This window comes from Arthrobacter ipis, assembly GCF_014694315.1.
In the GTDB taxonomy this organism is placed as follows: domain Bacteria; phylum Actinomycetota; class Actinomycetes; order Actinomycetales; family Micrococcaceae; genus Arthrobacter; species Arthrobacter ipis.
This window is the reverse complement of sequence record NZ_JAAOXD010000007.1, coordinates 133,503-153,746: the sequence shown is the minus strand read 5'-3', so window position 1 is coordinate 153,746 and position 20,244 is coordinate 133,503. Positions and strand designations below refer to the sequence as shown.

Below are 20,244 nucleotides of genomic sequence, written 5' to 3'. Positions count from 1 at the left end.
ATAGTAAGCATGATTACTATTAGATAGTAAGTACCCTGATGGCCGCTAGTTCAACCGGCCGCCCGCTCCGGCATTGGGCCGGACGCAGGTGACCGGGCCCTGACGGATAGTCACGTGCTCGAAAAGAGAGAGGTGGATCCACGGTGGACCCAAGTGCCTGGATTTGGATCGTCGTTGTAATCGTCGTCATCGCACTCGTTGTGGTGCTTCTGATGTCCAGCCGCAAGCGCAGGGAGGCGTTCCGGCAGAAGCGCGATGAGCAGAACCGCCAGCACGCAGCCGAGATCCGCAGGAAGGCGGAGAACGCTGACCTTGAGGCGCGCGAAAACGAGGCGCGGGCCATGCACGCCAAGGCTGACGCTGAGAAAGCGCAGGTAGAGGCTGCGCGGCTTCGCCAGGAGGCCGAGCAAAAGCAGTCGGCCGCCCAGGACCTCCGGACGGATGCCGAGAAGCACCAGTACAAGGCGAACGCCCTTGACCCGGACGTGGACGAGGACGGCAACCGGCGCGACGATGCCCGGGCGGATGCCGGAACTGGCGACGCGCGGATGAATGAAGGCGGCATGGACGCGCGGGACACCGCTAATCGGGACACTGGCAGTCGTGCCGATGACATGCGTGACGTTGACGCACGCAATGCAGATGCCCGCCCGGATGCTGACGCCACCACCGACGCTACCCGCCGGAACACCCCGCGCGAGTAACGCGCCGTCGGGTTTTCCCGGCGACCGGACCTTCAGTCCCGCCGCCGGGTTCTCCCGGGGAAAGGGACCTTCAGTCCCGCCACCGGGCGGCCGGGGAGCTAGCGCCGGCGCATGAGCGTCAAGAGGCTGCGCCGCGGCTTGAGCGGCGGAGAGGCCGGCACGCCGGCACCCTTGCCCATGCCGTCAATCACCTCTTGGATGGCGGTAAGTGACGGCGTGTGCGGCTCCCAGCCGAGCTCGTTCCGGATCCGCGCGGTGTCCATGATCGGTGCACCCGCAGCCATCTCCACCCACCCCGAGTCCGTCTGCTGCAGCCGCAGCCGCCAGGTGCCGCCGACAAAGGCGTGCAGCGCGCGGACCGGAATGGGAAGAATTCTCCGGGCCGAAAAAAGTCTGGCCAGGTTTTGCGGCGTGACCACCGGTTCTGCCGCCACATTGAAGGCCCCGCTGGCCCTGCGCTCAAGCACGCGCCAGTACGCGTCCGCGACGTCGTCGGCATGCACCGCCTGGAAGACCAGTTCGTCGGGAATTGGCAATACCGGCAATGCCGGCCGGCGCGGGACGAACCGCGGGTGGACCCACCCCAGGAAGTACCTGCCGATTTCGCTTCCGGCGTCTGCCTGGAAGATGAGCCCGGGGCGTAGCCTGGCCACGGCAACCGAGGGATTGGCCGCAGCGAACCCGTCCAGCAGCTTTTCCTGCTCCGCCTTGTGCCGGCTGTAATGTGAGCCCTCCATGCCTCCCGCCGGCCACGATTCATCCACGCGGCGGTCCTTGGACGACTTGCTGTAGGCGCCAACGGAGGAGGCGCACACCACATGATGCACGCCTGCGTCCCGGGCGGCCGCCAGCACGTTCGCCGTCCCGGCGACATTGGTGCGGTGCAGCAGTGGGAGGTCCCGGTTCGGTTGGATCTGCCAGGCAAGATGCACCACGGCGTCTGCGCCGGCAAAGGCCTTGGCCAGGTTCTGTACCGCACCGTCACCGCCCACGTCCAAGGCATGCCACTCCACGCCCGCGTAAGGCGGCCGTGAAGTGTCCGGAGTGCGGCGGCTGATGCCTACCAGTTCCAGCCCGCCGGGGTGTTCCTGCCGGGCGTTCTGAAGCCTGCGCAGGAGCGCTGTCCCTGCATTGCCGCTGGCACCCGTGATCGCGATACGCATGAAATCCGCTCCGTCCATTGCCGTGGAAAGTGACGGCCAGGCCGCCTGGTACCGGTGCCGTGGCCCTGGTGCTTCTTTTGAGCCTAGCGCCTCGGGCCATTGTGTAATAAGCACGCTTATGATTTCCTTCTTCTAAGTCTTGCCGCAGGCTTTCTCGAGCTCCCGATCGAAGGAACCCACGACAATGCCAGAAACTCCGCCCTCCTTGTCCGCTTCCTTCCCCGCCCGCACAGCACCCCGGCCAGCGACCCCGGTGGCGCCCCAGACCGGGCAGCTGCACGATGCTTTCCAGAACGAGCTGGTGCTCAATTACCTGGATCTGGCGGAGTCGCTCGCCTCGCGGTTTGCGGCCCGCGGGCGGGAGCGCTCAGACCTGGTCCAGGTGGCCTATCTGGGGCTCATCAAGGCCGCCCGCGGTTTCGATGAGGAGAAAGGCGAAAGCTTTCCTGCCTACGCGGCGCCCACCATCAGCGGCGAACTCAAGCGCTTCTTGCGGGACCGGTGCTGGACCGTCCGGCCGCCACGCCACATCCAGGACGTCCGGACGCAGCTCCTGCACACTGCCCCTGACCTGGCCCAGTCGCTGGGCCGTGTTCCCTCGGCGCAGGAATTGGCCAGTGAACTGGGCGTCACACCGGCTGACGTCCGCGAAGCTCAGGCAGCCGGCAGCAGCATGCATCCCGACTCGCTGGACAGCCCGGATCCCTGGGGTGGGCCGACCATGGGCGAGGGGCTGGTCTCTCCGGACCAGCCGATAGAGCACCTCGAAGAACTCGTGTGCCTCCACGAGGCAATCCAGGAGCTGGACCCTGACGATCGGGAGATGCTGTACCGGCGCTACTTCCGCGAGGAGACCCAGGTGGAACTCGGCAAACGGTTCGGCATCTCGCAGATGCAGGTGTCCCGGCGGCTGTCCCGGATCCTGGTCTGGCTGCAGCACCGGCTGCTCGATGAGGAGGACCGGGGCGGCGAGGGCCGGAGCGGGGACCGGGACGGAGGCAGCGCCCGCAGCGCCAGGGCAGGCAGCGACCGCGCCAGCACGGATTAGCTGAGCCGGAGCTGCCCTACAGCCGCCATGACGTCCTCCACTGAAACTGCCAGCAGCGCCGGATCAGGAGTGGCCGCGAAGGTGTCGCCGCGGCGCACCTGAGCGTCAGTCAGCACGATGTGCGGTCCCGGCGGCGGTCCCCAGACCTCGGCCGGGGCCGGACCGAAAAGAACCACCGAAGGCCGCGAATACGCTGAGGCGAGGTGCGCGGCTCCGGTGTCTGCGGACACCACAAGCCGGGACTCGGCGATGGCGGCCATGAATTCGGCCAGCCGCAGCCGCCCCGCGAGGACCTGGCCTTCGGGGAGCCCAGCGAGCCGTGCAACATCCAGCGCCCGCGGCCGTTCGGCCGAGCTGCCGGTGAACACCACCCGGTGCCCATCCGCTGAGAGGGTACGGGCCACTTTGGCAAAGCGGTCCTCGGGCCACAGCCGGCTGCCGTAGGCGGCCCCCACGTGCAGCACCGTGGCCCCGGGGCAGGGGCTGGGAACGGCCGGCGGGAGGAGTCGGAAATCATCCGGTTCTGCCTCGATGCCGTGCCACTGCAGAAGTCTGGTCCACCGCTCCCGCTCATGGATTTCCTCCAGCCAGGCAGGACCCGGCCGCTCCGGGGTCCAGTGGCCGACGACGGTCCTGGGCCGGACGGCGGCGAGCCGGGCCTCACTTTCCGGTCCGCTGCCGTGCAGGTTCACGGCGATGTCGACCTTGCCTGCCTCGATGGGAATCGGAACATCGAGGCCGTGGGTGGGAAGCAGGTCGTAGCCGCCAACCAGCTCCAGCGCATCTTCCAGCCAGTCTTGGGCCGCATACAGCAGGCGGTGTTCCGGATAGGCGCGCCGCAGGGCGCGCAGCGCCGGCACAGCAACCAGCAGGTCGCCGAGCTTCAGTGCCCGCAGGACCAGCAGGACCGGTTGTTCGTGCTTGCCGTTCGTTGCTTCCACTGCCGTCCTTTTCTTCCTCGGGTTGGCTCTGCGGGGCCGCCTGTCGAGGATTCTAGCCGAGAAGAAGTGGGCGGCCGGTTGTTTAGGTCTCTGCCGGTCGGGGAACGGAGGGGATATGGCAACTAACGCTTTGACGCTCAAGGCTGTGCTGTTCGACCGGGACGGGACGCTCGTGGTTGACGTGCCCTACAACGGTGATCCGCAGAGGGTCGAGCCGTTTCCCGGAGCGCGGAGCGTCCTCGACGGACTGCGCAGCCTCGGCGTGGCCACCGGCGTCCTGAGCAACCAGTCGGGCATTGCCCGCGGCCTCCTGACGGCGGCGGAGGTGGACAGTGTGAACGCGCGGGTGGAGGACCTGCTGGGCCCCTTTGATGTCTGGGAAGTCTGCCCGCACGAAGCCAGCGACGGCTGTCTGTGCCGGAAACCCGCGCCGGGAATGATCCACAGCGCCTGCCGGCGCCTTGGCATCGACCCGTCGGAGGCGGCCTTCATCGGCGACATCGGCAGCGACGTCGAGGCGGCCGCAGCCGCCGGCGCACGGGGTGTCCTGGTCCCCACTCGGCAGACCAGAACGGAAGAAGTCGAGGCCGCCGCCGAGGTAGCCGCGGACCTCGAACAGGCCGTTGCGCTGCTGTTCGGGGAGCTGCCGCTTCGGAGACCGGTGCTTCGAGGACCGGCATGAGCAGGGTCCTCGTGGCCCGGCTGGACAGCGTCGGGGACGTCCTCCTGGCAGGTCCGGCAGTCCGGGCGGTGGCGAACGGACGGCGGGCCGACGGCGGCAGCCCCAACGACGTCGTCGTGCTTTGCGGACCGCAGGGCCAGTCGGCGGCGTCGCTGCTGCCCCACGTTGCCGACGTTTATTCCTGGGATTCCCCGTGGATCAGCAACCCCGCTCCGGCGGTCACCGGACCGCATCTGGACTCGCTGGTGGGCTATGTCCGGAATTCCCGCATCACCGAGGCCGTCATCCTCACCTCCTTCCACCAGTCGCCGCTTCCGCTCGCACTCCTGCTGCGGCTGGCCGGCGTGGAGCGCATCACCGGGGCCTCCACTGACTACGCGGGCTCCCTCCTCGACGTCAGGCTGAAGCCCGGCGAGGACTTTCCCGAGGACCAGCCGGAATCGGTGCGGGCGCTCGGCATCGCCCGCGCGGCGGGCTTCCGGCTCAAAACGGGTGACGACGGAAAACTCATGGTCAAGAACCCTCCCGGCATCCGGCACCTGGTGGGGGAGGGCCCCTACGTGGTGGTCCACCCGGGGGCAACGGTTCCGGCCCGGGCCTGGCCGCCGCTGCACCATGCGGCGGCCGTGGAACTGCTGGAGGGCGCCGGCCACCGGGTGGTGGTGACCGGCGGCCCCGGGGAAACCGCCCTCACCGCCACCGTGGCCGGCCCCTCCGCCATTGACCTCGGCGGACGGACGGACCTTTCCACACTGTCCGGTGTCCTCGCCAGCGCGGACGTCGTGGTCACCGGAAACACGGGGCCAGCCCACCTGGCTGCCGCCGTCGGAACCCCCGTGGTGAGCCTGTTTTCCCCGGTTGTGCCGGCCGTGAGGTGGGCGCCGTACGGCGTCCCGCTGGAACTGCTGGGCGACCAGAACGCGCCGTGCCGGCTCAGCCGCGCGCGGGACTGTCCGGTACCGGGACATCCCTGCCTCAGCTCGGTTTCGCCGGAGCAGGTGGTGGACGCGGTGGAACGCCTGCTGAGCGGGGTCTCCTCGCTCAGCACACGGAGAAAGGTCCGGAAACAATGAAAATCCTGCTCTGGCACGTGCACGGGTCGTGGACGGACGCCTTTGTCCGCGGCCGGCACGAGTACCTGCTGCCGGTCCTGCCCGGCGGCGGTCCCTGGGGACTGGGCCGGGCAGACCGGCCCTGGCCTGCTTCCGTGCGGGAGGTCGCGCTAGCGGATCTGGATGCAGGCAGCGTTGACGCCGTCGTGCTGCAGCGTCCGGAGGAAGCCGCGGAGGTGACGCGCGTCCTGGGCCGCCGGGCCGGCGTCGACCTTCCCGCCGTGTACGTGGAACACAACACCCCCAAGGGCGATGTTCCCTTCACCGTCCATCCGCTGGGGGACCAGAACGGCATCCCGGTCGTCCATGTGACCCATTTCAACGAGCTGTTCTGGGACAGCGGCCGCGCACCCACCAAGGTCATCGAGCATGGCATCGCGGACCCCGGCTACCTTTACACGGGCCAGGTCCCGGAGCTGGGCGTGGTGGTCAACGAACCGGTGCGCCGCGGACGGGTGACGGGCACGGACTTGCTGCCCCGTTTCGCCACCGCAGCCCCGCTCCAGGTCTTCGGCATGGGCGGCGACGGGCTGGCGAAGGCTACGGGAATTCCGCCGGCGCACCTCACCGTCCGGGGCGACCTGAAAACCGCGGAGCTGCACCGTGAACTAGCGCGCTGCCGGGCATACCTGCACCCCCTGCGCTGGACCTCCCTTGGGCTGGCGCTGCTGGAGGCGATGCACCTCGGCATGCCGGTCCTGGCGCTGGCCACCACCGAGGCGGCACGGGCCGTCCCGCCGGAGGCGGGCTGTATCTCCACTGACGTGGAGGAGCTGCGCCGGTGTGCCCGGCAGCTGGTCAACGACCCGGAGGAGGCCCGACGGCGGGGCAAAGTTGCCCGGGAGGCGGCGCTGGAGCGCTATGGGCTGGAACGCTTCCTGGCCGACTGGGATGAGCTGCTGGCGGACCTGGTGCCAGCCGGAGACGGAGGGAAAGTACAGGGGGAGGGGCGGCAGCAGGGGTCTTTGGAGGGGGCGCCATCCGGCGATGCAGCTCTGAAGGGGTCCGGACCGGATGCCCTCACCGCGGCGCGAGAAGGGAATATCCATTGAAGATCTCAATGATTTCGGAACACGCCAGTCCTTTGGCAGCGCTTGGCGGAGTGGATGCCGGCGGCCAGAACGTCCACGTGGCGGCCCTTTCGTCGGCACTGGCCCGTCGGGGTCACCGGGTAACTGTCTACACGAGGCGTGACTCGCCGGATTTGCCCTCGAGGGTGCGGGTGCATCCCCGGCTCGAGGTGGTGCACGTGGATGCCGGGCCTGCCGAACATGTGCCCAAGGACGAGTTGCTGCCCTTCATGGGCGCCCTGGCGGACGGCGTGGTCCAGGACTGGGGCGACTCGCCGCCGCACGTGGTGCACGGTCACTTCTGGATGTCCGGCGTCGCCGCGCTGGACGCCGCACGCCGTGATCCGGGAGGCTTCCGGGTGCCCGTCGTGCAGACCTTCCACGCATTGGGTACGGTCAAGCGCCGCCACCAGGGCGCCGCCGACACGAGCCCGGCCGAGCGGCGTTTCCTCGAACCGTCCGTGGGCCGCTCGGCGGATCGCATCCTCGCCACGTGCTCGGACGAAGTGTTCGAGCTGAGGACGATGGGCATCGATACCCGCCGGGTTTCCATCGCCCCCTGCGGAGTGGATCTGGAACTCTTCTCCAGCGACGGTCCGGCCGACCTTCCCTCCCGCTCCCACCGCATCCTGTCCGTGGGCCGCCTTGTCCCGCGCAAGGGCATGGACCTGGTGATCCGCGCGCTGCCGTATCTGCTGCAGGCGGGGTTCGACGACGTCGAGCTGCTTATTGTGGGCGGTGACGCGGACGCGGGCGGGCAGGATCCGGAGGCGCGCAGGCTGCTGGACCTTGCCCGTGACCTCGGGGTGGCGGGCCATGTGGAGCTCCGGGGCCAGGTGCCCCGGGAGGCCATGCCCGGAGTCTTCCGAAGTGCGGACGCCGTGGTCTGCACGCCGTGGTACGAGCCCTTCGGGATTGTTCCCCTGGAGGCCATGGCCTGCGGCGTTCCGGTGGTCGCCGCTGCGGTGGGCGGCCTGACGGACAGCGTGGTGGACCGGGGGACCGGCCTGCACGTGCCGCCGAAGGACCCGGAAGCCATCGCCGAAGCCATTGGCACCCTGTTGGCCAGCCCGGACCTTCGCGCCAAACTCGGGCGTGCGGGCGAGCGGCGGGCCAAAGCCCGCTACTCCTGGAGCAGAGTCGCCTCCGAAACCGAAAAGGCTTACCAGTTGGCTATCGCAGGCTCTGCGGACGCCGGCAGCCTGGAACCGATGGAAGGAGCGGCACTGTGACTCCGGAATCCCTGCGGGAGGCTGAGCTTCCTGCCATGCACCGTGTTGGCACACCGGGTTTGCCCCCTCCGGACGCGGTCTCCTCCCCTGAGGAGGCTGGACACAAGGCTGGGCACGACGCCGGGCACGACGCCAATCCGGGCCCGCGCGAAGCAGTGCGGACCCACCTGGAAAACGTCCTGCCCGCCCTGCGGTCCCTGGAAAGCCAGGCAGACACGCTGGCCGCCTGGGGTGTGGAACTGGCCCAGCGCCTGCTGAGCGGGCAGAAACTGCTTGCCGCCGGGAACGGCGGGTCCGCCGCCGAGGCACAGCACCTCACTGCGGAACTTGTGGGCAGGTTCGACGGCGAGCGGATGCCCTTTTCCGCGATCTCCCTGCACGCGGAGAGTTCGGCCGTCACGGCGATTGCCAATGACTACGGCTACGAAGAGCTCTTCGCCCGGCAGGTCCGCGCCCACGGCCGGTCGGGGGACATCCTCGTGCTGCTGTCCACGAGCGGCCAGAGCCCCAACCTGCTCCGTGCAGCAGAGGCGGCCTCCAGGCTGAACGTGACCACGTGGGCCCTGACCGGGCCGGCGCCCAACCCGCTGGCATCCTGCTGTGATGATGCTGTGGCCATCGACGCCATATCGGCCAACGCCCAGGAGGGGCACCTTATTGCGCTGCACGCCATGTGCCGGGCCTTCGAAGCCGAGGTGGTCCGCAAGGGCCAAGGTGTTCCCGGGCCGGGGGCTGATCGCCGATGAGGATCTCCGTGGTTGGCGACGTTTTGCTGGACGTGGACCTTTCCGGTGAGGCAACACGGCTGTGTCCGGATGCGCCGGTGCCGGTGGTGGACGTCTCCGATGTCCGGCGGCGGGCCGGCGGCGCCGGACTCGTGGCCAGGATGCTGGCCCATGACGGCCACCGCGTCACTCTTGTGACAGTGCTTTCCGACGACGATGCCTCCCTTGAGCTGGAAGGCGCCCTCGCCGGGGTGCACGTTGTCTCCGGGCCCTCCGGTGCCAGGACCCCGGTAAAGACCCGCGTCCGGGCAGGCCGCCAGCCGGTGGTGCGGGTGGACGAGGGCTGCGGTCGGCCGGAGGTGCCGGCCGCGACGGCGGGTATGCTCAGGGCGCTCGAGGGCGCCGAAGCGATTGTGGTGGCCGACTATGGTCGGGGTGTTGCCGCGAACCGGGAGATCCGTGACCTCCTCGCCGCCCGCGCCGGCGACATTCCGATCGTGTGGGATCCGCACCCCTCCGGCGCCACACCCGTGCCCGGGGTGGCCGTGGTGACCCCAAACTTGTCCGAGGCTGCCAAAGCCGCGGACTGCGGTACCGCCACGCCTGCGGCGATTGCAGCAATCGGCACCCTGCTGCTGGACCGCTGGCAAAGCCAGGCGGTCCTCGTGACCATGGGGGAGCAGGGCGGCGTGTTATCTCGGCGCGACACTTCACCCCTGGCCATCCCTGCCCCGCCCACCGAAGTCACTGATCCCTGCGGCGCCGGCGATCGGCTCGCGGCCAGCCTGGCCGTGCACCTGGCAGCGGGCTGCAGCCTCAGTGATGCCGCGGAACGTGCGATCAACGAGGCTGCGGCCTTCCTCGGTGCCGGCGGGGTGGCTTCCCTGCCGGACCGCCACCGGCCGGTCTGGCACCACAGCCGCGAGGAAGACGCCCTCGGCCTTGCCCGGCGGGTACGCGCCAACGGGGGAACCGTCGTTGCCACGGGAGGCTGCTTCGACCTCCTGCACGCGGGCCATGCCCGCACGCTGGCGGCTGCCCGGGACCTGGGCGACTGCCTGATCGTGTGCCTGAACTCGGACGAGTCGGTCCGCCGGATCAAAGGTGAGCAGCGGCCCATTGTGAGCCAGCAGGACCGGGCAGAGCTCCTGCTGGCACTCGAGTGCGTGGACGCCGTCCTGGTCTTCGGGGAGGACACCCCGGAGGCCTGCCTGGGAACGCTGCGGCCGGACGTCTGGGTGAAGGGCGGCGACTACCGTGCGTCGGACCTTCCTGAGGCCGGCCTGGTCGAGAGCTGGGGAGGGCGCTGCGTGACGGTGCCGTTCCACCAGGCCCGGTCCACGTCCGTCCTCGCGGATGCCCTGGCGAAGGTCAGCTGACCTGCATACCAAATCTTGAACTAGTCCCAAGCGAAAGGAACACCATGACTGAATCGAGTTTCAAGCCCGGCCGGGTGCTGGTAACAGGCGGTGCCTCCGGACTGGGGGCCGCCGTCGTCGATGCCGTACTGAAAGCCGGCGGAACGCCGGTGGTGCTGGACCGGGACATCCGGAACGTGTCCGCGGTGAAGGCCTTCGAAGTGGACGTCTCGGACCGCATCGCTGTGACTGAGGCAGTCCGGCAGGCAGCCGAGACTCTGGACGGGCTGGACGCCGTGGTCACCGCGGCCGGCATTGACCGGTGCGGCAAGCTGGAGGACGTGGCCGCGGACGAATGGGAACGCGTCATCGGGGTCAACCTGATGGGCACGGTCTCCGTTGTCCGGGCGGCCCTTCCGTACCTCAAGGAGTCCCGCGGCAGGGTGGTCACTATCGCGTCCACGCTGGGCAAGCGGGCCCTGCCGGAGGCCACCGCCTACTGCGCCTCAAAATTCGGCGTGGTGGGGTTCAGCCATTCGCTGGCGGCCGAGACGGGCGGCGAGATCGGCGTGACCACCATGATTCCCGGCGGCATGAAGACGCGCTTCTTCGACGACCGGGCCGAGCAATACAAGCCGCAGGACGATTCACGCCTCAACGACCCCGGCAATGTGGCGCAGGCAATCCTGTTTGTCCTCTCCCAGCCCACCGGTTGCGAGGTCCGCGAAATGCTTATCTGCCATGAGGAAGAGGGCTCGTGGCCGTGAGTTGGAGTACGTCCTCGTAGACTTCCCCGGGTTCGACGGCCTTCACGGTGGATTCGTCATGAGGGCACCGTGGGGCCGTCCATCCGACCTGAGTAATATCCACGCCGCACACCTCACAGCGCGTGGCCCAGCCCAGGTGGATCCGGTGCAGGCTGCGGCCCAGAGGTGCGGCATTGATGGCGTTGCCCGTCCAGTAGATGCCTACCGTGGGTGTGCCCAGGGCCTGGGCGAGGTGGCGCGGTCCGCTGTCGTTCGCCACCACGACCGCGCTGCCCGCCAGCAGGGCGGCGAGCTCACCGAGGCTGAGGTTGCCGGCCAGTGACTCTATACAGGGGCGGGCGGCACCGGACCCGCCCGCAGGCGATTGTTCCGTGCTGGCCCGGCCTGTGCTGGACTGGCCTGTGCTGGGTTGGCCGGTGCTGGGTTGGCCGGTGCGGAATTGGCTTGTGCTGAAATGTTCGACGGCGAGTTCCACCACTGTCTCGGCCAGTTCCTTTTCGCTGCTGTCGCCCACCACGTAAACCCGGAAGCCGTCGTCGGCAGCCTTCCGTGCCACCGCGGCGAAGCGTTCGGCTGGCCAGCGCCGGCGCGGATCCGTCGCGCCCGGATGGATCACCAGCACGCGGCCCTGCCCGGGTCCGCGGTTGCCTTGCCCCGGATCGTCGTTGCCTTGCCCGGGCGCGGAGTTGCCCAAAGGCAGGTCCTGGGCGAGCTGCTGGCCAAACTCAGGCAGCGCCTCGAGCCTCGCTTCCAGCTCACGGGGAGGGGCCCCGGCGAATCCCGCCACCTCAAGGGCCCGGAGCGGCTCGTGCTGGTAGTACAGGTAGGGCACGGTCCGCTCCAGCGGAGCGGCGTCCGGGGTTCTGGTGCCCACGGTGTGCCGGGCGCCGAGGAGGAGCAGGAACGGATTCGAGTACCGGCCGCCGCCGTGCAACTGGACGGCCAGGTCAAAGTTCCTGGCGCGCATCGCTGCAAAGAACCGCTCCGTTTCGGCGTCGTCTTCCGGCCCCGGGCGGACGCCTTCCGCGAACGGCAGAATCACGGTTTCATCCACCGGTCCCGCCGTCTGCGCCAGCAGTTCAGCATGCACCGGCGTGCCCAGCAGGGTGATGCTGGCCCCAGGGTAAGCGGCCTTCAGGGCTGCTACCGCCGGGAGGGCGAACATCAGGTCGCCCAGCCCGCCGCCACGGAGAACGGCGATGCGGGAGACACGGCTGAAGGGTTCTAAAACGGGGCCGATTCCGTGCCCTGTGATGCGTGCTCCGCCGAAGTCGGCGTTGAAGAGTTCCATGGTGTCAGCCCTCTCGGCTCCGGATCGTTGCTCGGGATGCGTCCAGGTGGGGATCGGATCAGTGGGGCCCACCCTACGGTGCATTGGGCCTGTTTTGCCAGCTCAGAAAACCCGGCATGCCAGCTCAATAACACCCGCCCTGCAAGCTCAGGGAGAACCGGCCCGCCGGCCGGTAAGACCCGTCCTGCCAGCACTGAAAACTCCTGCCGGAGGCGCGTGTAAACCCTCCGGCACCGGGGTACGGATCACCGCAGAGAGGGGCGGGAACGGACGCCCGGCAACACTGAGCAGCATGCCTAAAGACCAGTGTCTTGAGACAAGTGCCTTGGAGAACGAGAATCGAAGGACCAGCGTCTGGAGACCCAGCGCCTGCAGCCCCGGCGGCACAGGCCAAGCCCCAGTGAGGAGCCACATGCAATCCACAATCACCAGCGAGCTGGCGAACGCGGAAGACACGCTCACCATCCTGAACCCGCGAACCGGGGAAGCTGTCGGCAGCCTTTCCATCGCCGGCGCAGATGATGTGGCAGGAGCCGTGGCGGCGGCCCGCGCTGCCCAACCCGGCTGGGCTGCCACCCCTCCCGGGGAGCGGGGCCAGCTGCTGCGCGAGGCCGCACGGGCGCTGGAGGCGGCCGCTGCCGGACTTGCGGATCTGAACGCACAGGAGACCGGCCGTCCGGTGGATGAGGCCCTTGCCGGTATTGCCGCCGGGGTTTCCACGCTGGAGCAGTATGCGGAGCTCGGTCCCGTACACCGCGGCCACAGCCTTCGCGGCAACGTGCTCGCAGCGGACTACACCGTTGCCGAGCCGCGCGGCGTGGCTGTCCTGCTGACGCCGTGGAACGATCCCGTCGCCGTGGCCTGCGGGCTCATAGGGGCCGCCCTGGTTACCGGGAACACGGCCATTCACAAACCAAGCGAGCGCTGCCCCCACGTGGGACAGCTGCTGGGGGAGGCGCTGGCGCCGGTATTTCCGACCGACGTGCTGGTCACGCTGACCGGAGGGGCCGACGTCGGGACCCTCCTCACGCAGCAATCCGACGTTGATATGTTCGCACACGTCGGTTCCAGCGCGACCGGTGACAGGATTGCGCGGGCGGCGGTGCTGACGGGCGCGTACGTCATCAGGGAGAACGGCGGCAACGATCCGCTGCTGGTGGATGCGGACGTGGATCCCGGCTGGGCCGCGGAGCAGGCGGCGATCGGGGCCTTCAGCAACAGCGGGCAGATCTGCACGTCGGTGGAGCGGATCTACGTCCACCGGTCCATTGCCGAACCGTTCTGCCAGGCGCTCGCTGGACAGGCCCGGGACCGGAACACCGAACGCCGGCTCGCCCCGCTCGTGGACACCCGGATGCGGGACACGGTCCACCGGCATGTGGCCGAGGCGCTGCAGCTGGGTGCGCGGGCCCTGGAGGGCGGCACGGTCCCGGACGGGCCGGGCGCCTTCTACCCGGCCACGGTCCTCGTTGACTGCACCGAGACAATGGACGCCATGGCCGAGGAAACGTTCGGCCCTGTCGCTCCGGTGCGTGTGGTGGACAGCTTCGAGGAAGGGCTCGCGCTCGCCGCGGCCGGCCGGTATGGACTTGCCGCCACCGTTCTGACCGGCACCATCGCGCACGCCCAGCAGGCCGTCGCCGCCTTGCCGGTGGGGACCGTCAAGGTCAACGAGGTTTTCGGGGGCGCACCCGGCGGGGCGGCCCAGCCCCGGGGCGAAAGCGGGCACGGGTTTGGCTACGGACCCGAACTCCTGGACGAATTCAGCCGCGTCAAGGTGGTGCACATCGCTGCGCCGCCTGCGCCGGCAGCTCGTGAAATCAATGGGGCAGCGTCATGACCGCCGAGCCGGTGCTTTCGGAGCAGCGCGGCCTTGCGGCGTGGCTTCCACGCAGGCTGGCCCAGGAACATCCTGCCGTCACCGTGGTGGGTGACTTCATGCTCGACGGCTGGTGGAGCGGCACGATCGACAGGATGTGCCGCGAGGCCCCGGCTCCCGTGGTGGACATCGCCCGGCGTGACTTTGCCCCCGGCGGTGCCGCCAACACCGCCATGAACCTGGCCGCACTCGGCGCCCGTGTCAGTGTGGCCGGAATCATCGGAGCGGACGACGCCGGGGCGGAACTTCGGCGCCAACTGGTCGCCGCGGGGGTGGACACCACGCTGCTCACCGAACACCCGGACATGGCCACCCCTACCAAGATCCGGATCAGCAGCGGCGGGCAGGTCCTCCTGCGCTTCGACGACACCGCGGCAACTGTCCCGGCCGACGCCCTGGCGACGTTCGAGGCGGCCGTTCCCGCCGCCGTCGGATGCCAGAACGCGGTGGTGATCTGCGACTACGGAACGGGCGTCCTCGCGGAACCGGTCCGCGGCCGGCTCATCGAATCCCTGGCCGGGCGCGGGCAGGACACGCTTGTGGTGGTGGACGCGCACGATCCGCGCCCGTGGGCCGGACTTGAGCCGGACCTGGTCACGCCCAACGCGCAGGAGGCCGCCCGGATGCTTGACCTCCGGCTGGGCAGCGGGCCCGAGCGTGCGGCCGTGGTGACCGAGCACGCCGGCGAGCTGCTGCGGGCGACGGGAGCACGCGCCGTCGTGGTCACGCTGGACCGGGACGGGACGGTCCTCATTCCAGCCGCCGGAAACCCGCACCGGACGTGGGCACGGCCTGCCACCGAGAAGCAGGCCTCCGGTGCAGGCGACACTTTCGTGGCCGCCCTGACCCTGGCGCGTGCGGCGTCTCTGCCGCTGACGGCCAGCCTGGACCTGGCGCAGGCCGCTGCGGACGTGGTGGTCCACCATCCCGGGACGTCGGTGTGCGGCACGGACGAGCTGGGCCGCTACCTGGAAAGCTTCGGGGACGCCGCCCTGGCGGCAGACGAACTGGAGCGGCACATCCGGGCCCACCGCAACGACGGCCAGCGCGTGGTTCTGACCAACGGCTGTTTCGACGTCCTGCACCGCGGGCACACCCGGTACCTCAACCAGGCCAAGCAGCTCGGCGACATCCTGGTGGTGGCGCTCAACAGTGACGACTCCGTCCGGAAGCTCAAGGGGCCGGGCCGTCCCATCAACAGCGTGGCGGACAGGGCCGCCGTGATCGCAGCCCTGTCCTGCGTGGACTACGTGACTGTCTTCGACACCCCGACTCCGATTCCCCTGATCGAACAGCTGCGTCCGGAAATCTACGCCAAGGGCGGGGACTACACGCCGGAGATGCTGGCCGAAACCGAGGCCGTGGAGGCGTACGGCGGCACGGTCACCATCCTCGACTACGTGGCCGAGCGTTCCACAACGGCAATGGTCCAGCGCATCCGTAACGGCGAGGGCGCCCCTGTCCCGGAGGGGTAAAACCGCTGGCTGGGCCCGCTTGCGGCCTGCCAGTGATCGAGCTCTGACCGGCGGGCCCCATCACCACGGTCAACTAGGCTTGAAGCATGACGGAAGCGGCGGAGAACTGATGGGACGGCACACCAAGTCAGGCGGGAAGCCGGGTTCCAACGCAAGCAGCAAAACAGGCGGCAGAAGAGGCACAGCAACAGCCTCCGGGGTGCTGGACGTTCCCAAGGGAGCGCGTGCAGACGGCCCCGTCGAGGGCGTCTACTACATCGACACTGGCGACTGCGAGCTTATCGCCGACCAGGACAACTCCATGGGCTGGCTCCTGCGCATCAACGGCGTGATGAGTTCCCACATAGACCTCGCCGATCCGCTGTTCCTCGACTTCGAGTACATGCGCTGGATGTCCGCCCTCATCGAATCCCGCTGGAAGCCTGAGACGAAGCCCAGGCTTCGGGGTCTGCACCTGGGCGGCGGAGCGTGCTCACTGGCCCGCTACTTCCACTCGGCCTACCCGGACGCCCGCCAGGTGGTGGTGGAACTGGACGGAAAGCTCGCCGAGTACGTCCGCGGCTGGTTCGACCTGCCCAAGGCCCCGCTGCTGCGCCTGCGCGTCGGCGAGGCCCGCGCCGTGACCGAGACCCTCACTTCGGACACCCGAGACTTCATCATCCGCGACGTCTTCGCCGGCGCGGTGACCCCGGTTGCGCTGACCACGGCCGAATTCAACGAACATGTCCGCCGGGTGCTCGCGCCCGGCGGCATTTACGCGGTCAATTCGGGCGACGGTCCGGACCTGAAGAATGCCCGGGAGGACGCAGCCACCATCGCAGCCGCCTTCGAACACACCATCATCATCGCGGACCCCGCCATGCTGAAGGGGCGCCGCTACGGCAACATGGTGATGGCCGGCAGCGACCAGCCGTTCGACGACGATCCGCAGCTCGCGCGGCGGCTCCTGGGCGGGGCGGTGCCCGCGCACATCTGGGACGACGCGAAGGTGCGGGCCTTCGCCGCCGGAGCCCAGGTGCGCCATGACCCTGCGCCGCCACCGGCTGCTGAGTAACAGCCCTTATGGCTGCCCAAAACGGCACCTACTCAGCAGCCGATGAGGCCCGTCCCTGCCCGAGCAGCCACTCCCGGTGCGCGGTAGTTTGTTCGCGCAGCGCAGTCACGACGGCGGCGACGGCCGGCCGGCGCATCGACTCCGGGCGCAGGACCATCCAGTAGGGCAGCCGTTCCGCGATATCCCCGGGCAGCAGGCGCACCAGGTCCTCGTGCCTGTCGGCCATGAAACAGGGGAGGAACCCCACCCCGGCTCCTGCCCGCGTGGCCTCGACGTGCACAAACACGTTGGTGGAGCTGACGCCGTCGCGCATTGCCGGCACCAGCCGCCGCGGTGCATCAAGATCGTCCACCTGCAGCATGGAGTCCACGAAGTACACGAGCGGATGGGCGGTCAGGGCCTCCACCGACTCCGGGGTTCCGTTGGCCTCGATGTATGAGCGGGACGCGTACATTCCGAGCTCGTACTCGCCGAGCCGGAACGCTTCGGCCCGGTGCACCTGCGGCTCGCCCACCACCACCTCGATGTCCAGCCCCGAGCGCTGCTGGAGCGCCCGGCGCGTGACGGTGACGATCTCGACGCTGAGCCCCGGGTGGTCCCTCCTCAGCCGGGCCACCGCCGGAGCGGCGATGTACGCGCTGAAGCCGTCGGTCGCCGTCATGCGTACGACGCCGGTAACCGGGTCAGGCGCGCGGCCTGACGGTCCCAGCGCACGCACCGCCGTTTCCACCTGCTCAGCCACCAGCACGGCTTGGGCGCCGAGTTCGGTCAGCTCCCAGCCACCGGAAGCCCGCGCGAGAACACGGCCGCCCAGGGCCTTCTCCAGTGCGGCGATCCGGCGTGAAACCGTGGTGTGGTTCAGGCCCAGGACCTGGGCCGCCGTCGTGAATTTCGCCGAGCGGGAGACGGCGAGCAGTACCAGCAGGTCGTCCGGGTTGGCATCCATATCTGCAATTTTGCACGAAACCAGTGCCTGATTAGTCATTGAACCGCGGTCCGTCTGCAGGAATACTCGGGTGAATCGGAAGTGCTGCACGTATTGGAAGTGAACGGCGTGCGGCACGTGTCAACGTGGACACTTGGAGGAGCAGACTGTGGACGCACAAGGTCCGGACGTGGAAAAAAACCTGAACGGCCGCAAGGCGCTGGTTACCGGCGGTGCCAGCGGCATCGGCGCGGCCTGCGTACGGGAACTGGCCGCCAGGGGGGCCAAAGTGGTGGTGGCCGACGTCGATGAAGCCGGCGCCGCGGCCCTCGCCGATGAGGTGGGCGGCACGTCCTGGGCTGTCGATCTCCTGGACGTTGAGGCGCTGGCCGCGCTGAGCCTGGACTGCGACATCCTGGTGAACAACGCCGGCATCCAGCGCATCAGCCCGATCGAGGACTTCGATCCCGTGGCATTCCGGCGGATCCTGGCACTCATGCTTGAGGCACCGTTCCTGCTGATCCGTGCCGCTTTGCCGCACATGTACGCCAACGGCTTTGGGCGCATCATCAACCTTTCGTCCGTGCACGGTCTCCGGGCTTCCCCGTTCAAGAGCGCCTACGTCTCGGCCAAGCACGGGCTTGAGGGGCTGAGCAAGGTGACGGCACTTGAAGGCGGTGAGCACGGGGTCACGTCCAACTGCATCAACCCCGGTTATGTACGGACCCCGCTGGTGGAGAAGCAGATCGCGGATCAGTCGCGTGTCCACGGGATTCCGGAGTCGGAGGTCCTGGCGAAGGTGATGCTTACCGATTCCGCTGTGAAGCGCCTGGTGGAACCCGAGGAGGTGGCATCCCTGGTTGCATGGCTGTCCTCCGACGCCGCCGGAATGGTCACCGGGGCCAGCTACACGATGGACGGCGGCTGGTCCGCCCGGTAGTCCCACCGTCGCGGGCGGCCCACGTTAGCTTTTGGAACCGGTCAGGACGAGGGTGCCGCCGAGCCCGATCATCATCACCCCGCCGGTTGTAGTGACAGCTGCCACCCGGCGGGGTGAGCGGGCGAACCACTGCCTCGCAGTTCCCGCGGCCAGCGCCCAGACGCTGTCCGAAACCAGCGCGATGGCCAGGAACGTGGCACCAAGCAGGGCGAGTTGGGCGGGAATGGCGCCGGCAGCATGGTCCACGAACTGGGGGAGGACCGCCACGAAGAACACGACGGACTTCGGATTCGTGGCCCCGACAATGAAGCCTTCACGCAGAATCCGCCGGGTGGTCGCCGGCCTGGACGGATCAGGGCCTGAAGGGCCGCCCCGGCGGTGGAGCACAGCCTGGATTCCCAGATAGATGAGGTAGGCCGCGCCGGCAAACTTCACCACGGTGAACAGCAGCAACGACTCAGCCAGCACCACGCCGAGCCCCAACGCTACGGCTGTGATCTGCAGCAGTTCTCCGGCCGCGTTGCCGATGACACTCAGCAGTCCGCCCCGCCGCCCCAAAGCCAGCGACCGTCCGATGACGAACAGGACGCTGGGACCCGGCACGGCGATGAGCAATGCGGAGACCAAGGCAAATGCCAACAGATTCTGCAGCGGGAGCATGCCTGATGGTAACGCTGGCGGCGTATACCCAGCCAGCCACACGTTGGGCCCGTCATCCGTTCCGGATGACGGGCCCAACGTGTGGCCTTGCCTTAGGCCCCTACTTCACAAACTCGTTGGTGTAGGTATCCTCCAGCTTGATGGCCTTGTCGCCGATTTCCGGGTTGGCCACGCGCTGGGTCTTCAGGACGGCTTTGACGCCGTCTTCGGTGAAGGCGCCGTCCTTGCTTAGCGTCTCTTTCAGCTCAGCAATAACCTTGGCATACAGCGCCTTGTCCCCGCCCGCGAACTTTTCGGGCATCTTCGCAGCGATCTCTTCACCGGAATGTCCATCGATGAACTCAAGCGTGCGCTTGATTGCCTTCGCGAGCTTGCCGGCCGTCTCTTTGTTCTGTTCCAACCACTCGGCCTTGGCATAGAGGCTGGAGGAAGGCCAGGCGTCAGTCTCGAAAACTTCCTTCAGTCCCTCGGCGGTACGGACGTCCTCGAGGACCGGCAGGTCGTGTCCGATCCGCTTGTTAAGCACGGAGATGTCCGGCTCGAGCATCACGGCCGCGTCAACCTGGCCCTGCTCCATTGCGGCCACGGCCGAGGAGCCGGCGCCGATGGCGGACACGGCGGCGTCCGTCTGCTGCAGGCCGTTCTTGGCGAGCAGGAACTTGATGAACATGTCTGTGGAGGACCCGGGGGACGTCACCCCCACATTCTTGCCCTTGAGATCGGCTATGGACTTGATCTTGCCTTCATTCTTCGGTGCCACGAGCAGTGCAAGGCCGGACGACCGGCCCATATCAACGAAGGCCTTGACGCTCTGGTTCTTAGCCTGCATCTGGATCGTGTGCTCGTAGTAACCGCTCGTCACGTTGGTGCTGCCGCCGATCATGGCAGTGAGTGCCTTCGAGCCACCCTGCAGGTCCTGCAGTTCGACGTTCACGCCTTCCTCCTGGTAGTAGCCCAGTTCCTGGGCGAGGGTGGTCGGGAGGTAAGTGAGGAGGGTCTGGCCGCCGATGCCGATGGTTACCTTGGCACCGCCGGCACCGCCGGCACCGCCGGCACCGCCGGAAGCGCCTGGGCTGCCGGTCTGTCCGGGAGGCGCCGCGGATGGCGCACCGCAGGCCGAGAGGGCCAAGGCTACGGAAGCGATGAGGGTGAGCGGCCTGACAAGCCGGCGGTGCCTGTGCTGGCCTTCGTTGTGTTTCATCGTGGTGTCCCTTCAGG

The 20,244-nt window shown here is 68.4% G+C and carries 19 protein-coding genes; 13 read left to right on the top strand and 6 right to left on the bottom strand.

Annotated elements, in window-relative coordinates:
- Positions 1–143: 143 nt before the first annotated feature.
- Entirely contained in the window at positions 144–704 is a 561-nt protein-coding gene (locus G9E11_RS15690) for a hypothetical protein (protein WP_190607381.1), read from the top strand.
- A 98-nt stretch (positions 705–802) separates the two neighbouring features.
- Here the strand turns inward: G9E11_RS15690 and G9E11_RS15685 are convergent, their stop codons facing one another.
- Complete coding sequence (locus tag G9E11_RS15685) at positions 803–1,867, bottom strand: NAD-dependent epimerase/dehydratase family protein (protein ID WP_190607379.1); 1,065 nt, start codon at positions 1,865–1,867, stop codon at positions 803–805.
- Positions 1,868–2,051: 184 nt separating this feature from the next.
- Here G9E11_RS15685 and G9E11_RS15680 point away from each other — a divergent pair, with 184 nt between their 5' ends.
- Positions 2,052–2,915: a sigma-70 family RNA polymerase sigma factor gene (locus tag G9E11_RS15680; protein ID WP_190607377.1), complete on the top strand. Its 864-nt coding sequence runs from the start codon at positions 2,052–2,054 to the stop codon at positions 2,913–2,915.
- On the opposite strand, the gene G9E11_RS15675 is transcribed toward G9E11_RS15680, so the two are convergent.
- A complete protein-coding gene (locus G9E11_RS15675; protein ID WP_190607375.1) occupies positions 2,912–3,856 on the bottom strand; it encodes a glycosyltransferase family 9 protein in 945 nt (314 codons plus the stop codon). The two genes, G9E11_RS15680 and G9E11_RS15675, sit on opposite strands and share 4 nt — an antisense overlap.
- A 115-nt stretch (positions 3,857–3,971) precedes the next feature.
- Between G9E11_RS15675 and G9E11_RS15670 the strand changes: the two genes are divergently transcribed.
- The 7 genes from G9E11_RS15670 to G9E11_RS15640 are packed head-to-tail and all read left to right on the top strand — an operon-like array spanning position 3,972 to position 10,802.
- Positions 3,972–4,538 (top strand): D-glycero-alpha-D-manno-heptose-1,7-bisphosphate 7-phosphatase, encoded by a 567-nt coding sequence (locus G9E11_RS15670; protein ID WP_190607373.1) that lies wholly within the window; start codon positions 3,972–3,974, stop codon positions 4,536–4,538.
- A complete protein-coding gene (locus G9E11_RS15665) occupies positions 4,535–5,611 on the top strand; it encodes a glycosyltransferase family 9 protein (protein ID WP_190607371.1) in 1,077 nt (358 codons plus the stop codon). Before G9E11_RS15670 ends, G9E11_RS15665 begins: the two co-directional genes overlap by 4 nt.
- Complete coding sequence (locus G9E11_RS15660; RefSeq protein WP_190607368.1) at positions 5,608–6,702, top strand: glycosyltransferase; 1,095 nt, start codon at positions 5,608–5,610, stop codon at positions 6,700–6,702. The genes G9E11_RS15665 and G9E11_RS15660 overlap by 4 nt, the downstream gene beginning before the upstream one ends.
- A complete protein-coding gene (locus tag G9E11_RS15655; protein ID WP_190607367.1) occupies positions 6,699–7,952 on the top strand; it encodes a glycosyltransferase in 1,254 nt (417 codons plus the stop codon). Before G9E11_RS15660 ends, G9E11_RS15655 begins: the two co-directional genes overlap by 4 nt.
- Positions 7,949–8,698 (top strand): D-sedoheptulose-7-phosphate isomerase, encoded by a 750-nt coding sequence (locus tag G9E11_RS15650; protein ID WP_311764387.1) that lies wholly within the window; start codon positions 7,949–7,951, stop codon positions 8,696–8,698. Before G9E11_RS15655 ends, G9E11_RS15650 begins: the two co-directional genes overlap by 4 nt.
- Positions 8,695–10,056 (top strand): PfkB family carbohydrate kinase, encoded by a 1,362-nt coding sequence (locus G9E11_RS15645; RefSeq protein ID WP_190607364.1) that lies wholly within the window; start codon positions 8,695–8,697, stop codon positions 10,054–10,056. Before G9E11_RS15650 ends, G9E11_RS15645 begins: the two co-directional genes overlap by 4 nt.
- Positions 10,057–10,100: 44 nt before the next feature.
- The gene (locus G9E11_RS15640) at positions 10,101–10,802 is read left to right on the top strand and encodes an SDR family oxidoreductase (protein WP_190607362.1); all 702 of its coding nucleotides are present in this window, start codon (positions 10,101–10,103) and stop codon (positions 10,800–10,802) included.
- On the opposite strand, the gene G9E11_RS15635 is transcribed toward G9E11_RS15640, so the two are convergent.
- Positions 10,768–12,093, bottom strand: a complete 1,326-nt coding sequence (locus G9E11_RS15635; protein WP_190607358.1) for a glycosyltransferase family 9 protein — start codon at positions 12,091–12,093, stop codon at positions 10,768–10,770. The two genes, G9E11_RS15640 and G9E11_RS15635, sit on opposite strands and share 35 nt — an antisense overlap.
- A 412-nt stretch (positions 12,094–12,505) precedes the next feature.
- Here G9E11_RS15635 and G9E11_RS15630 point away from each other — a divergent pair, with 412 nt between their 5' ends.
- The 3 genes from G9E11_RS15630 to G9E11_RS15620 all read left to right on the top strand — a co-directional run bounded on the left by G9E11_RS15630 (position 12,506) and on the right by G9E11_RS15620 (position 16,501).
- The gene (locus G9E11_RS15630; protein ID WP_190607355.1) at positions 12,506–13,933 is read left to right on the top strand and encodes an aldehyde dehydrogenase family protein; all 1,428 of its coding nucleotides are present in this window, start codon (positions 12,506–12,508) and stop codon (positions 13,931–13,933) included.
- Complete coding sequence (gene rfaE2 / locus G9E11_RS15625) at positions 13,930–15,447, top strand: D-glycero-beta-D-manno-heptose 1-phosphate adenylyltransferase (RefSeq protein ID WP_190607352.1); 1,518 nt, start codon at positions 13,930–13,932, stop codon at positions 15,445–15,447. The genes G9E11_RS15630 and rfaE2 overlap by 4 nt, the downstream gene beginning before the upstream one ends.
- A gap of 109 nt (positions 15,448–15,556) precedes the next feature.
- Entirely contained in the window at positions 15,557–16,501 is a 945-nt protein-coding gene (locus tag G9E11_RS15620; RefSeq protein ID WP_246468986.1) for a spermidine synthase, read from the top strand.
- A gap of 28 nt (positions 16,502–16,529) precedes the next feature.
- Here the strand turns inward: G9E11_RS15620 and G9E11_RS15615 are convergent, their stop codons facing one another.
- Positions 16,530–17,447: a LysR family transcriptional regulator gene (locus tag G9E11_RS15615; protein WP_190607349.1), complete on the bottom strand. Its 918-nt coding sequence runs from the start codon at positions 17,445–17,447 to the stop codon at positions 16,530–16,532.
- A 169-nt stretch (positions 17,448–17,616) separates the two neighbouring features.
- On the opposite strand from G9E11_RS15615, the gene G9E11_RS15610 reads away from it, so the two are divergent.
- A complete protein-coding gene (locus tag G9E11_RS15610) occupies positions 17,617–18,366 on the top strand; it encodes a 3-hydroxybutyrate dehydrogenase (protein WP_190608332.1) in 750 nt (249 codons plus the stop codon).
- Between the two features lie 24 nt (positions 18,367–18,390).
- On the opposite strand, the gene G9E11_RS15605 is transcribed toward G9E11_RS15610, so the two are convergent.
- Positions 18,391–19,026, bottom strand: coding sequence for a LysE family translocator (locus tag G9E11_RS15605; protein ID WP_190607347.1), 636 nt, complete (start codon positions 19,024–19,026; stop codon positions 18,391–18,393).
- 100 nt (positions 19,027–19,126) lie between these two features.
- Positions 19,127–20,227 carry an ABC transporter substrate-binding protein gene (locus tag G9E11_RS15600; protein WP_190607345.1) on the bottom strand — a complete coding sequence of 367 codons (1,101 nt, stop codon included), beginning with the start codon at positions 20,225–20,227 and terminating at the stop codon, positions 19,127–19,129.
- Positions 20,228–20,244: the final 17 nt, after the last annotated feature.